Annotated in this window: 12 protein-coding genes; 3 read left to right on the top strand and 9 right to left on the bottom strand. The window is 67.4% G+C overall.

Going from position 1 to position 13,097, the window contains the following annotated elements:
- Positions 1-13: 13 nt before the first annotated feature.
- A complete protein-coding gene (locus tag AU188_RS16230; protein ID WP_059164684.1) occupies positions 14-658 on the top strand; it encodes a carboxymuconolactone decarboxylase family protein in 645 nt (214 codons plus the stop codon).
- Here AU188_RS16230 and hisS read toward each other — a convergent pair.
- The gene (gene hisS, locus AU188_RS16225) at positions 655-1,920 is read right to left on the bottom strand and encodes a histidine--tRNA ligase (RefSeq protein ID WP_059164683.1); all 1,266 of its coding nucleotides are present in this window, start codon (positions 1,918-1,920) and stop codon (positions 655-657) included. The two genes, AU188_RS16230 and hisS, sit on opposite strands and share 4 nt — an antisense overlap.
- 9 nt (positions 1,921-1,929) lie before the next feature.
- Positions 1,930-2,604 (bottom strand): MBL fold metallo-hydrolase, encoded by a 675-nt coding sequence (locus AU188_RS16220; RefSeq protein WP_059164786.1) that lies wholly within the window; start codon positions 2,602-2,604, stop codon positions 1,930-1,932.
- A 102-nt stretch (positions 2,605-2,706) separates the two neighbouring features.
- Here AU188_RS16220 and AU188_RS16215 point away from each other — a divergent pair, with 102 nt between their 5' ends.
- Together AU188_RS16215 and AU188_RS16210 are read left to right on the top strand one after the other, a co-directional pair.
- Entirely contained in the window at positions 2,707-3,570 is an 864-nt protein-coding gene (locus tag AU188_RS16215) for a peptidylprolyl isomerase (RefSeq protein ID WP_059164682.1), read from the top strand.
- Positions 3,570-4,577, top strand: coding sequence for a peptidylprolyl isomerase (locus AU188_RS16210; RefSeq protein WP_059164681.1), 1,008 nt, complete (start codon positions 3,570-3,572; stop codon positions 4,575-4,577). Before AU188_RS16215 ends, AU188_RS16210 begins: the two co-directional genes overlap by 1 nt.
- Before the next feature lie 14 nt (positions 4,578-4,591).
- On the opposite strand, the gene AU188_RS16205 is transcribed toward AU188_RS16210, so the two are convergent.
- The 7 genes from AU188_RS16205 to yajC form a co-directional block, all read right to left on the bottom strand.
- Positions 4,592-4,885 (bottom strand): DUF4333 domain-containing protein, encoded by a 294-nt coding sequence (locus tag AU188_RS16205; RefSeq protein WP_059164680.1) that lies wholly within the window; start codon positions 4,883-4,885, stop codon positions 4,592-4,594.
- Between the two features lie 98 nt (positions 4,886-4,983).
- Entirely contained in the window at positions 4,984-7,335 is a 2,352-nt protein-coding gene (locus AU188_RS16200; RefSeq protein ID WP_059164785.1) for a RelA/SpoT family protein, read from the bottom strand.
- 45 nt (positions 7,336-7,380) lie between these two features.
- Positions 7,381-7,974 (bottom strand): adenine phosphoribosyltransferase, encoded by a 594-nt coding sequence (locus AU188_RS16195; protein WP_502687619.1) that lies wholly within the window; start codon positions 7,972-7,974, stop codon positions 7,381-7,383.
- Positions 7,929-9,596 carry an ABC transporter substrate-binding protein gene (locus tag AU188_RS16190; protein WP_082686659.1) on the bottom strand — a complete coding sequence of 556 codons (1,668 nt, stop codon included), beginning with the start codon at positions 9,594-9,596 and terminating at the stop codon, positions 7,929-7,931. The genes AU188_RS16195 and AU188_RS16190 overlap by 46 nt, the downstream gene beginning before the upstream one ends.
- A gap of 5 nt (positions 9,597-9,601) precedes the next feature.
- On the bottom strand, positions 9,602-10,858 hold the full coding sequence (gene secF, locus AU188_RS16185) for a protein translocase subunit SecF (protein ID WP_059164679.1): 1,257 nt from the start codon (positions 10,856-10,858) through the stop codon (positions 9,602-9,604).
- A gap of 3 nt (positions 10,859-10,861) precedes the next feature.
- Positions 10,862-12,637: a protein translocase subunit SecD gene (secD, locus tag AU188_RS16180; RefSeq protein WP_059164678.1), complete on the bottom strand. Its 1,776-nt coding sequence runs from the start codon at positions 12,635-12,637 to the stop codon at positions 10,862-10,864.
- 78 nt (positions 12,638-12,715) lie between these two features.
- Positions 12,716-13,051 carry a preprotein translocase subunit YajC gene (yajC, locus tag AU188_RS16175; protein ID WP_059164677.1) on the bottom strand — a complete coding sequence of 112 codons (336 nt, stop codon included), beginning with the start codon at positions 13,049-13,051 and terminating at the stop codon, positions 12,716-12,718.
- Positions 13,052-13,097 lie beyond the last annotated feature (46 nt).

The following is a 13,097-nucleotide window of genomic DNA, read 5'->3' as shown; positions in this document are numbered from 1 at the left end:
CCAGGAGAGCACCGTGCCACGACTCGATCCGGTTCCGCGCGCTGAGGTCAGCGACGAATTCACGCTGAACATGTACGACTTCATGTTCGGCGATCGTGATCCGGTCGCCGAGCCCGGCGCCATCGGCGGGACGACCGGGGACGGGTGGACGGTGTTCGCCCAATCCCCTGCGGCGTTACGGCACGCGGTGCGCGGCTTTCGGCTCTACCGCGAGGAGGTCACGATCCGGCCGGACCACCGGGAGCTGGGCCAGATTCGTGCCGGCTGGGTGGTGGGTAGCCAGTTCGTCTTCTCCCAGCACTGCAAGGCATGTCGGTCGGCGGGGCTGTCGGAGGAGAAGATCGCGGCGATCCCGTCCTGGCAGACCGCCGACTGTTTCGACCACACCGAACGCCTACTGCTCGCCTACTCCGACTGCCTGGCCGGTCAGCAGGGCCGAGTGCCCGAGCGGCTGTTCGAACAGCTGCGCGAGGTCTTCAGCGATCGCGAGATTCTCGAATTCACTTACACCACCACGATGTACGTGATGCATGCGATCATGTCGCGCGCCCTGCGGCTGGAGTTCGACGACCGCGACGACCCGGTCGTCGAAGTGAAGGGCGCCGACGGCAGCGACACACTCGACATCGGCGCCGCCACCTCCGGCGGCGAGAATTAGGCGCGGTTGAGGCGTGAAAGCACCTCGGCCAACACGCCCTCGACCGCGACGTCCTTCTGTTCCCCCGTCGCCAGGTTCTTCACACCGATGGTGCCCGCCTCGATATCGCGGTCACCCGCCACCAGAGCAAGCAACGCACCCGAGCGGTCCGCGGCGCGCATCGCACCCTTGATGCCCCGATCGCCGTAGGCCAGGTCGACCCGCACGCCCGCCGCACGTAATCGCGCAGCCAACACCGCCAGTTGCATCTTGGCCTGCTCCCCCAGCGGAACACCGAACACGTCGACCCGCGCCGTCCCGCCGACGCTCTTGCCCTCCGCCTTCAGCGCCAGCAAGGTGCGATCGACACCCAACCCAAACCCGATGCCGGACAGGTCTTTTCCGCCGAGTTGGGCCATCAGCCCGTCGTAGCGCCCGCCGCCGCCGATACCCGACTGGGCACCCAAGCCGTCGTGCACGAACTCGAACGTGGTCTTGGTGTAGTAGTCCAGCCCGCGCACCATGCGCGGATTGATGACATACGGCACGTCCAACGCGTCGAGATGCGCCAGCACACTGTCGAAATGCTGCTTGGCGACATCGGACAGGTGATCCAACATCACGGGCGCGTCCGCGGTCATCGCGCGCACCGCAGGGCGCTTGTCGTCGAGCACCCGCAGCGGGTTGATCTCCGCGCGCCGGCGTGTCTCCTCGTCGAGGTCGAGCTTGAACAGGAACTCCTGCAACAACTCTCGATACTGCGGGCGGCAGGTGTCGTCGCCCAGCGAGGTGATCTCGAGACGGAAGCCGTCGAGCCCCAGCGAGCGGAACCCGGCATCGGCGATCGCGATCACCTCGGCGTCGAGGGCCGGGTCGTCGACACCGATGGCCTCCACGCCCACCTGCTGCAGCTGGCGGTAACGGCCCGCCTGCGGGCGTTCGTACCGGAAGAACGGGCCGGCGTAGCACAGCTTGACCGGCAACGGGCCACGGTCGAGCCCGTGCTCGATGACGGCGCGAATCACGCCCGCGGTGCCTTCGGGTCGCAGGGTCACCGACCGGCCACCGCGATCGGCGAAGGTGTACATCTCCTTCGACACCACATCGGTGGACTCGCCCACCCCGCGGGCGAACAGCGTGGTGTCCTCGAAGATCGGCAGTTCGATGTCGCCGTAACCGGCACGCCGGGCTGTGTCGAGCAGACCGTCGCGCACGCCGACGAACTGTGCCGAATCGGGCGGCAGGTAGTCCGGGACGCCCTTGGGCGCCTGAAAATCACTCACTGGAGCTCACTAGGTCAAGCCTTCGAGGAACGGGTTGGTGCGGCGTTCGACGCCGATCGTGGTCTTCGGGCCGTGTCCCGGTAGTACCACGGTGTCGTCGTCGAGCACCAACAGTTTGTTGACGATCGAGCCGAGCAGGTCCCGGCCGCTGCCGCCCGGCAGGTCCGTGCGGCCCACCGACTGCCGGAACAGGGTATCGCCCGTGAACACCACCGAGCCGGGGCCCGACCCGATGGCCGAGTCGACGCGGAACACCACCGACCCGCGGGTGTGGCCCGGCGTGTGGTCGATGGCGACCGTGACGCCACCCAACTCGACCTTGTCGCCGTCCCTGTCGAGTTCGACGACCTGCTTCGGCTCCCGGAAGAGGGCCCCGAACGCAACCTGCGCAAGCTTCGGCCCGAAGTCTTTGATCGGGTCGGTCAGCATGAAGCGGTCCTCGGGATGGATATAGGCCGGGCAGCCGTAGGTGTCCGCCACCTTCTGTGCCGACCAGATGTGGTCGATGTGCCCGTGGGTCAGCAGCACCGCCGCGGGTGTCAGGTGGTTGTCGTCCAGGATCCGGCGCAGCGGCCCCATCGCCCGCTGACCGGGGTCGACGACGATGGCGTCGGCCCCGGTCCGTGGGGCCAGCACGTAGCAGTTACACGCCAGCATGCCGGCCGGAAACCCGGTGATGAACACGACCACCAGTTTCCCATCCCGCGTGACGTGGGCGGCAGCGCCACACTCAGCAACGCCTGGCACACTCGTTTCCGACCGATCGACACGAGGAGGACACCGGCGGTGCCGACCAACGAACAGCGGCGGGCGACAGCGAAGCGCAAACTCGAGCGGCAGTTGGAACGCCGCGCCGAGAAGGCACGTAAGCGGCGCCTGTACACGATCATCGCCTCGGTCGCGGGCGCGATCGTCGTGATCGCCGCGGTGGTCGCCACGGTCGTCGTCAACAGGGATTCGGACAGCCAGTCCACTGCCGCCACCGAAAGTTCTCCCGCCACGCCGTCGGCGCCAGGAGCGCTGCCCGCGTTCGACCCACCGGCCGGCCTCGGCGAGAACTGCCAGTACCCGGCCTCGGCGGAGAAGGCCAGCAAGGACGTCAAGCCGCCGCGCACCGGCAAGGTACCCACCGACCCCGCCGAGGTCAGCGTCAGCATGTCCACCGACCAGGGAAACATCGGCCTGGTACTCGACAACGCCAAGGCCCCGTGCACGGTCAACAACTTCGCCAGCCTCGCCCAACAGGGCTACTTCGACGACACCACCTGCCACCGGCTCACCACGGCCGAACAGCTCAAGGTGCTGCAGTGCGGCGACCCGACCGGCGACGGCACCGGCGGCCCGGGTTACTCGTTTGCCAACGAGTATCCGACCAACCAGTACCAACCCGGCGACCCGAAGCTTCAAGAGCCGGTCACCTATCCGCGCGGCACCGTCGCAATGGCCAACGCCGGTGCGAACACCAACGGCAGCCAGTTCTTCCTCGTCTACCAGGACTCGAAGCTGCCGCCGAACTACACGGTGTTCGGCACGATCGACGAAACCGGCCTGGCCACGCTGGACAAGATCGCCAAGGCCGGCGTCGCCGACGGCGGTCAGGACGGTGCACCAGCCACCCCGGTCAAGGTGAAGTCGATCCTGCTGGACTGATGACGACACCACCGAGCGGCGGACTCCAGCCGCAGCCACCGCCGTACGGCTATCCGCCGCATTACTACGGTTATCCGCCGCCCAAGCAGACCAACACGTTGGCCATCGTGGCGCTGGTGTGCGCGTTCGTCTTTGCGCCGCTGGGCATCCTGTTCGGCCACCTTTCGCTGTCGCAGATCAAGAAAACCGGCGAGGAGGGCCGCGGCCTGGCGATCGCCGGCCTGGTCATCGGATACCTGGTGACCGTGGCGACGGTGCTGATCATCGTCGTCAGCGTCATCTTCGTCGCGACGGTGGCGCGCGAACTCGAGTCGCTCGACGGCACGGACCCGAGCTACCCGGACATCACGGTGACGCCGGGCCTGCAGACCGACGAGCTTCCGCAATTCGAGCCGCCTGCCACGCTCGGCTCGAACTGTCATTACCCGGCGGCCTCCGAACCGGCCAGCAAGCCGGCCAAGCCTCCGCGTACCGGCCCGGTGCCGACCGACCCCGAGCTCGTCAGCGCCAGCATGACCACCAACAGGGGCAACATCGGCCTTCAGCTCGACAACGCCAAGGCCCCGTGCACGGTCAACAACTTCGCCAGCCTGGCCCAGCAGGGTTTCTTCGACGACACGCCATGTCACCGCCTGACCACGAGCGACACCCTCGGCGTGCTGCAATGCGGCGACCCGAGCGGCACCGGCATCGGTGGGCCGGGCTACCAGTTTCCGAACGAATATCCGACCAACCAGTACCGGTTGAGCGATCCGGCGATCAGGACGCCCGTCCGCTATCCGCGCGGCACGCTGGCGATGGCCAACGCGGGCGTCGGCACCAACGGCAGCCAGTTCTTCCTCGTCTACCAGGACTCGCAGCTACCGCCGACGTACACGGTGTTCGGCACGATCGACGAGACCGGCCTGGCCACGCTGGACAAGATCGCGGCCGAGGGCGTCGCCGACGGCAGCGAGGACGGCGAGCCCGCCGCCGCCGTCTCGATCGAGTCGATCCGACTCGACTGACCCCCGACTGTCGGCTATTCGCTGGGCGCCGTCTCGATGTAGAACTCGACGTCGTCACCTTCGACCTTGGTCACCCGCATGTTCGCGGTGTACTCCTTGCCCTCCGGCCCCGTGAACGTGCACTCGAACTTCGTTCCCTCCTCGGCCTCGACACCCTCGGGGCACTTCACATCTGTCGGCTTGAACCCAGTCTGCTCCGAGACGAGGTCGACCACCGATTTCGCGGCCCCTTCCGGCTTGATCGTGGAACTGCAACCGGCGAGCACGACGCCGAGCGAAACGAGAACAACGAGCAAGGCGTGACGCATCGTCGCAGTATCGCAGACCTGGCAAAAATTGACGGGTGTCATCTCAATTTGCCGGCGGAGCCCCGATTGCGGCTCACGCCGCTTCTGCCCATTGCGGCTCACGCCGCGGAAGTGACCCGGTAGACGTCGTACACGCCTTCCACATTGCGCACCACGTTCAGCACATGGCCGAGATGCTTGGGGTCGCCCATCTCGAAGGTGAACCTGCTGATCGCCACCCGATCGTTGGATGTCGTCACAGACGCGCTCAGGATGTTGACCTTCTCGTCGGCCAGCACCCGCGTGACGTCGGACAGCAACCGATGCCGGTCCAGCGCCTCGACCTGGATCGCGACCAGGAACACCGACGACGGCGACGGCGCCCACTTCACCTCGATGATGCGCTCCGATTGCTGCTGCAGCGACGAGGCATTCGTGCAGTCGGTGCGGTGCACGCTCACACCGCCGCCGCGCGTGACGAAGCCCATGATGTTGTCGCCGGGTACCGGCGTGCAGCACTTGGCCAGTTTGGTCAACACACCCGGGGCGCCCGGAACGGCAACCCCGACATCGTCGCTGGTGCGGTGGCGCACCGGCATCGTCGCCGGTGTGGAGCGTTCGGCGAGTTCGTCGGAGGCTTCCTCGTCACCGCCGACCTGGGCGACCAACCGCTGCACCACATGCCGCGCCGAAACGTGACCCTCGCCCACCGCGGTGTAGAGCGCCGAAACGTCCACATACCGCAGTTCGCGGGCCAGCGCGCCCATCGATTCGGCATTCATCAACCGCTGCAACGGAAGTCCGCCACGACGGACCTCGCGGGCGATCGCGTCCTTACCCGCCTCGAGCGCCTCCTCCCGGCGCTCCTTGGCGAACCACTGCCGGATCTTGGCCTTCGCGCGCGGCGACACCACGAAGGTCTGCCAGTCACGCGACGGGCCGGCGTTGAGCGCCTTGGACGTGAAAACCTCAACCACTTCCCCGTTTTCGAGCTTCCGCTCGAGCGCGACGAGGCGGCCGTTGACCCGTGCGCCGATACAGCGGTGACCGACCTCGGTGTGCACCGCGTAGGCGAAGTCGACGGGTGTCGACCCGGTCGGCAGCGTGATCACGTCGCCCTTCGGGGTGAACACGAAGATCTCCTGCACCGCAAGGTCGTAACGCAGCGACTCCAGGAACTCGCCGGGGTCAGCGGCCTCACGCTGCCAGTCGAGAAGCTGTCGCATCCAGGCCATGTCGTCGATCTCGGCCGACGAGTGCTGGTTCGGAACGCCGTTGCGCCCCTTGGTTTCCTTGTAACGCCAGTGCGCAGCGATGCCCAGTTCGGCGGTCTTGTGCATGTCGTGTGTGCGGATCTGCACTTCCAGCGGTTTGCCCTCGGGCCCGACGACCGTGGTGTGCAACGACTGATAGACGCCGTACCGTGGCTGCGCGATGTAGTCCTTGAACCGCCCGGCCATCGGCTGCCACAGTGAATGGACGACGCCGAGAGCCGCGTAGCAATCTCGGATCTCGTCGCAGAGGATGCGCACGCCGACGAGGTCGTGGATGTCGTCGAAGTCTCGGCCCTTGACGATCATCTTCTGGTAGATCGACCAGTAGTGCTTGGGGCGTCCTTCCACGACCGCATCGATCTTCGACGCGCTCAGCGTCGCGTTGATCTCCGCACGCACCTTGGCGAGGTAGGTGTCGCGCGACGGCGCCCGGTCGGCGACCAGCCGCACGATCTCCTCGTACTTCTTCGGGTGCAGAATCGCGAATGCCAGGTCTTCGAGCTCCCACTTGACCGTTGCCATGCCCAGCCGGTGCGCAAGCGGAGCAATCACTTCCAGCGTTTCGCGCGCCTTGCGCGCCTGCTTCTCGGGCGGCAGGAACCGCATGGTGCGCATGTTGTGCAGCCGGTCGGCGACCTTGATCACCAACACGCGGGCGTCGCGCGCCATCGCGATGATCATCTTGCGGATGGTCTCGCCCTCGGCGGCGGTGCCCAGCGCCACCTTGTCCAGCTTGGTGACGCCGTCGACCAGATGGCCGACCTCGGTGCCGAACTCCTCGGTCAGCGCTTCCAGCGTGTACCCGGTGTCCTCGACGGTGTCATGCAGCAGCGCTGCGATCAGCGTGGTGGTGTCCATGCCGAGCTCGGCGAGGATGTTCGCCACGGCCAACGGGTGGGTGATGTACGGATCGCCCGAGCGGCGCAACTGATCGGCATGGCGCTGTTCGGCGACCTCGTAGGCCCGCTGCAACAGCTGCAGATTCGCCTTGGGGTAGATCTCCTTGTGGACCGCGACCAGCGGCTCGAGGACCGGGTTGATCGCGCTGCGCTGCGACGTCATCCGGCGCGCCAGCCGGGCGCGCACGCGGCGCGACGCGCTCGCCGAGGCTTTCGGCGTCTCCGGGGTCGGCGTCTCGGGCTGCGTTTGCGGCGGCGGCGACTGCACGGCTTGGCCCGTGCCGGGTTCATCAGCCATGGTCACCTCCTCCAGCGATGTGTGGCCCGCCTCCGAGGATATCCCTCAGACCCGGTGCAACGACGTGACCGGCAGCGGCTCGAGCACCTCGCGACCGTTGAGCGCCGTCAGTTCGAGCAGCACCGCGGCACCGGTCACCGACGCGCCGGCGTGCTGCAGCAACCTGACCGCCGCGGCCGCTGTTCCGCCTGTGGCCAGCACATCGTCGATGATCACCACATTCCGGCCGCCGATGTCGATTCCGTCGGCCGGAATCTCCAGCGTCGCCGTGCCGTATTCGAGCGAATAGGTCTCGCTGTGCACCGGCGGCGGCAGCTTGCCGCCCTTGCGGATCGCCAACACACCCGTCCCCAACCGCAGGGCGACCGCCGCGCCGAGCAAGAAGCCGCGCGCGTCGATTCCCGCCACCAGGTCGGCGCCGCCGGCGGCTTCGGCGAGCGCATCGGTGACCGCGGCCAACCCGTGGCCGTCGGCCAACAGCGGGGTGAGGTCCTTGAACGCGATGCCCGGTTCGGGGAAGTCGGGTACCTCCCGCATCCTCGCCGCGATCAGCGTCGAGATGTCTTCCGCCGCCGGCCGGTCGGGTCCGTCGCTCACCGCTCGAGCACCCAACGGTCCATGTTCCATCCCGCACCCCACCGGGTCGGGTTGCTATTGACCCCGAACATCTTCTTCGACGTCAGAACGGTGCGCTGCTGTCGGTACAGCGGTAGCGTCGGCATATCGGCCCACAGCACCGGACCGCCCTCGCCGAGTAGTCGGGCCAGCTCCTTGGGGTCGTTGGTGATGGCCATCGTCGCGATGATGCGGTCGATCTGCGGGTTGGAGTACCGCGGCAGGTTGTTGCCGTTGCCGGTGTGGAACTGGTACGCGTCCATCGCCGACGAACCGGACGACCCGCTGCCTGCCGCACCACCTGTGCTGGCGAGAAGCACATCGATCTCGTTGTTGCGCAACGACAGTGGGCCCACGGTGTTGCTCGCGACGTCCTGAACGGTGATGCCCGCCGGCGCGCACGCTTTCGCAATCGCCCCGACAGTGGCGGCCAGCCGCGCGTTGGGGCTGTGGTAGCCGATGCGAACCGTCAACGGCCGCGCGTTGAGCGCGGCCCGTGCCGCTTCGGGGTTGGCGGCAACGAACTGCCCCGCTCCGGGACCGCCCTCAGCCGCGCTGTACGCGTCCTCCGCCGCAGGGTTGAGCCGCGAGTTGGCGATCGGCACTTCGGCGTTGCGGGCAATCTCGTCGCGCGGCGTGCACAGGGCCAGCGCACGGCGGGCAGGTGGGGCCGCCATCACGCCCCGCGGCGCGAAGATGAGCTGTTCGATGCCGGCCGACGGGGCGTCCGTGCGCACGTAGTCGTCGGGCATGTTCAGCGTGCCCGACGAACCGGTGGCGATGTCGACGATGTCGTAGGCGCCCTGGTTGACCTTTTCCTGGATGTCGGCGCCGCGCGGCCACACCGTCACCGTTTCGGTCACGGGTTCGGCGCCCCACCACTTGTCGTTGGCGACCAGCACGACCGCGCCGTCCTCGGTCACCTCGTCCAGCTTGTAGGGCCCCGACGAGGGGAACTTCTTCAGGTCGACGCCGGGTTTGAGGTTCCACCCGGTGTTCCAGACCTGGGAGATGCGCTCCACCGCCGGACCGTCGTTCGCCAGGATGGCCTTCGTGACGCCCCCGTCGCCGAGCCCGAGCTGATCGGCGATGACGTGCGACGGCATCATCGCCGTCGCGGAGAACAGCTGGCCGAAGTCGACGAACCCGCGATCCGGCGCGAACGACACCCGCGCCTTCTTCTGTCCCGGCGTGCAGTCCACTGACGCGATGTCGCTGTAACCGGCGCGGCTGGCGGCGTCGAAGGTTGGGAACCTGCCGGACTGCGATGCCCATGCCAGCACGAGATCGTCGCAGGTGATCGGCTTGCCGTCGGAGTAGACCGCGTTGGCGTTGATCTCGTAGTCGAGCACCAGAGGTTGCCTGCCGACCACGGAAATCGTTCCGAAGTCGTGATCTCCGACGATCTGCCCGTCCGGTCCGTGGTAGTTGAATCCGGTCAGCACCCGTGCGAACGCCTGCGGGCCGCCCGAGGCGGCGCCGGCGACGGTGTTGGTGTTGTAGGTGATCAGCGAGCCGTCGACGGCATAGTCGACGCTGTCGGCGGGGCTGGACGTGCACGCCGACGCCAGCGCCGCGGCCAGCACCATGACCAGCGCCAGCGCGCCGCAACGTCGCACCGGCCCCGGCCTCTTGCCGACGATCATCTCTCCTACCGCCGCCGGGCGTCGCGCTTGCCCGACGGTCGCCCGGTGCGGCTGCCGGTCGGCCGCACCGGACGCGCACCCGGGGCCGGTTTGTCCGGCGGCGGCGTCGTGTCGGCCCGCGCGCCGGCGGTGGCGCCGACGGTCTCCGGTTCCTCGGCGGTCCCGGTTTCGGCGGCTCGCGCCGTCGCGCCCTTGCGGCGGTTCATCACCCGGCGGGTGTGGTTGCGCACCAGTTCCGTTCGCTCACGCAACGACACCAGCAGCGGCGTGGCGAAGTAGATCGACGAGTACGTCCCGACGATGACGCCGACCAGCTGCACCAGCGCCAAGTCCATCAGCGTGCCCACGCCGAGCAGCCACACGGCGACGACCATCAGCGCGAGAATCGGCAACACCGAGATGAGGCTGGTGTTGATCGAGCGCATGAAGGTCTGGTTGACGGCGAGGTTGGCGTGCTCTGCGAACGTGCGCCGCGTCGTGTGTTCGAAGCCCTGGGTGTTCTCCTCGACCTTGTCGAACACGATGACGGTGTCATACAGCGAGAAGCCGAGGATGGTGAGCAGGCCGATCACGGTCGCCGGTGTCACCTCGAAGCCGACGAGTGAGTAGACCCCTGCCGTCACCACGAGGTCGAACACCAGGGTGGCCAGCGCCGCGATCGCCATGTAGCGCTCGTAGCGCACGGTGATGTAGATGGCCGCCAGGACCAGGAACACCACCAAGGCGATCAGAGCCTTCTGGGTGATCTGGCCGCCCCAGGTTTCCGACACCGCCGAATCGCTGATCGCCTGCTTGCTCGGCTGGCCGTCGGCGCCTTTGGGTTTGAAGGCGTCGAACAGCGCGGTGCGCAGTTCCTCGGTCTCGGCGTTGGTCAGGTGCTCGGACCGGATCTGCACGGTGGCCGATCCGCCGCTGCCGACGACCACCACCGACTCCGGGCTCGTGCCGAGTGTCTTGCTGAACACGTCCTCGACCTGTTGCGTCGTCACGGTGCCCGACTCCGTCGCGGTCGGCATCGACACCTTGGTGCCGCCTTCGAAGTCGATGCCGAAGGTGAAGCCGCGCAACAGCATGCTGGCCAGGCAGACCGCGACGATCAGGCCGCTGACCGTGTACCACAGCTTGCGTTTGCCGATGACCTCGAACGCACCGGTGCCGGTGTAGAGCCGGACGAAGAACCCGTGCCGCGGTGTTGCGGCCGCGAGGTCGGGCGCCTCCACCGCGCTGGTCTGCTGTTCGTCCGATGATTGCTTGGCCGCCATGTGTTAATCCCGTCCCGTCGCGTGCGCGGCTGCCCGTCGCTCCCTGGCGATCTGTTGCACCGCACCGAGGCCGTTCAGCGAAGGCTTGGCCATGGTCGGCGACTTCGACGCCATGTACACCAGCGGCCACGTCACGAGGAAGACCACCACCACGTCGAGAACCGTGGTCAGGCCGAGGGTGAACGCGAAGCCCTTGACCTGGCCCACGGCCAGGATGTACAGCACAACCGCGGCAAGCAGTGTCACCGCGTTGCCGGAGACGATGGTCTTGCGCGCGCGTGCCCAGCCGCGCGGTACGGCCGACCGGAACGAACGGCCTTCGCGGATCTCGTCTTTGATGCGTTCGAAGAACACCACGAAGGAGTCCGCCGTCATGCCGATACCGATGATCAGACCGGCGATGCCGGCCAGATCGAGCGTGTAGCCGATCCACCGGCCGAGCAGCACCAGTATCGCGTAAACCATTGCGCCGGAAGCGACGAGCGACAGCGCGGTCAACACCCCGAGCATCCGGTAGTAGAGCAGAGAGTAGAGCAGAACCAACGCCAATCCGACCGCGCCGGCAATGAGACCGGCCCGCAGTGACGACAGACCCAGTGTGGCGGAGACGGTTTCGGCCTCCGACGACTCGAACGACAACGGCAACGAGCCATACTTCAGCACGTTGGCCAGTTCACGCGCGGTCTGCTGGGTGAACTGACCGGTGATCTGGGTGCGTCCGCCTGGGATCGCCTCCCGGATCTCGGGTGCGCTCATCACTTTGGTGTCGAGCACGAACGCGGTCTGGGTGCCGACGTTGGCGGCGGTGAAGTCCGCCCAGGTCTTCGCGCCCTCACCCTTGAACTGGAGGTCGACGACGTACTCGCCGCGCTGCTGGTCCAGACCCGAGGTGGCGTCCTCGATCTGCTCACCGTTGATGATCGACTTGTCCAGCAGGTACACCTGGCTGCCGTCGTCCGAGCAGGTCACGAGCGGAAGGTTCGGATCGTCATTACCTGCGAGGACATCTTCCTCGTCGCAGCGGGTGGCCTGGAACTGCAGGGCCAGGATCTGGATCTGCTGGTCGGTGCTCTGCCGCAACTGCTTTTCGTCAGCGATGCGCTGCTCCAGCGGAAGGTCCTCTGGTGACTGCGGCTCAGCCTGCGGCGCCGCGGGCGCGGGCGGTGCCGGCGAGGGCGCCGGAGTGGGAGGCGGCTCGGGTGCCGGTTGCTGCGGATAGGGCCGCGGCTGCGGGGCAGGCGGCACCGCGGGGGCGGCGGGCGGCGCGGCCGGTGGCTCGCCCGGTTGGGCCGGAACACCGGGCTCGGCGGGTGCGCCCGGCGGCTGGCCGGGCAGCATCGGGCCACCCGGTGGTGCGCCCGGCGGGGCTTCCGTCGGCGGCTGCTGGCCGGGGCTCTCCGCGGGGATGACGTGGATGACCGGCCGGATGTACAGCCGCGCGGTCTGGCCCAGGTTGCGGGCGTCGCTGCTCTCGCTGCCGGGCACCGTGATGACGAGGTTGTTGCCGTCGATGATCACTTCGGAACCGGACACCCCGAGCCCGTTGACTCGGTCGTTGATGATCTGCTGCGCCTGGTTCAGCGCGTCACGGGTGGGCGGCGACCCGTCGGGCGTGCGAGCGGTCAGGGTGACGCGGGTGCCGCCCTGCAGGTCGATGCCGAGTTTCGGCTCGGGCTTCTTGTCCCCGGTCAGGAAGACCAGGCAGAAGGCGCCGACGAGCAACACCAGAAACAGCGACAGGTAGCGGGCAGGGTGCACCGGCGTCGAAGACGATGCCACGTTTCCTCAGGTCTCCTCGAGATCGGTTCGTCAGCACCGCAAGGGTACGGGCTCCAGCTGTGTCCTTGGGTCTCGGACTCAGCCGTCGGTCTTGGTGTTCGGGCTTTCGGTGAGCTCGGTGGCCGTCGACTCGGGCTCGACGTCGTCGAACTCGTCGTCGTCGGTGATGCGGTCGCGCACGGCGAGCTTCATCCAGGTGGTGACGACGCCGGGCGCGATCTCCAGCTCGACGTCGTCGTCGGTGATGCCGGTGATGGTTCCGACCAGACCCGACGTGGTGTGCACGCGGTCCCCGATCTGCAGCGAATTGTGCAGGTCGATGGTGGCCTGCATCGCCTTTTTCTGGCGGCGCGACGCGAAGAACATGAATGCCCCCAACACGATGAGCAGGGGCAGGAAGACGACCAGATCCATGGCAACAAAGTCTTTCGTTAGGTCTTGTGGTCACGGCGCAGCGACG

Source organism: Mycobacterium sp. IS-3022 (assembly GCF_001500065.1).
Lineage (GTDB): Bacteria > Actinomycetota > Actinomycetes > Mycobacteriales > Mycobacteriaceae > Mycobacterium.
This window is presented reverse-complemented; position numbering and strand designations above follow the sequence as displayed.

Coding starts and splice junctions, on each gene's coding strand:
- AU188_RS16205 (WP_059164680.1), bottom strand. CDS start 4,885: ATGCGTCACGCCTTGCTCGTTGTTCTCGTTTCGCTCGGCGTCGTGCTC.
- yajC (WP_059164677.1), bottom strand. CDS start 13,051: ATGGATCTGGTCGTCTTCCTGCCCCTGCTCATCGTGTTGGGGGCATTC.
- AU188_RS16190 (WP_082686659.1), bottom strand. CDS start 9,596: ATGATCGTCGGCAAGAGGCCGGGGCCGGTGCGACGTTGCGGCGCGCTG.
- AU188_RS16200 (WP_059164785.1), bottom strand. CDS start 7,335: ATGGCTGATGAACCCGGCACGGGCCAAGCCGTGCAGTCGCCGCCGCCG.
- AU188_RS16210 (WP_059164681.1), top strand. CDS start 3,570: ATGACGACACCACCGAGCGGCGGACTCCAGCCGCAGCCACCGCCGTAC.
- secF (WP_059164679.1), bottom strand. CDS start 10,858: ATGGCGGCCAAGCAATCATCGGACGAACAGCAGACCAGCGCGGTGGAG.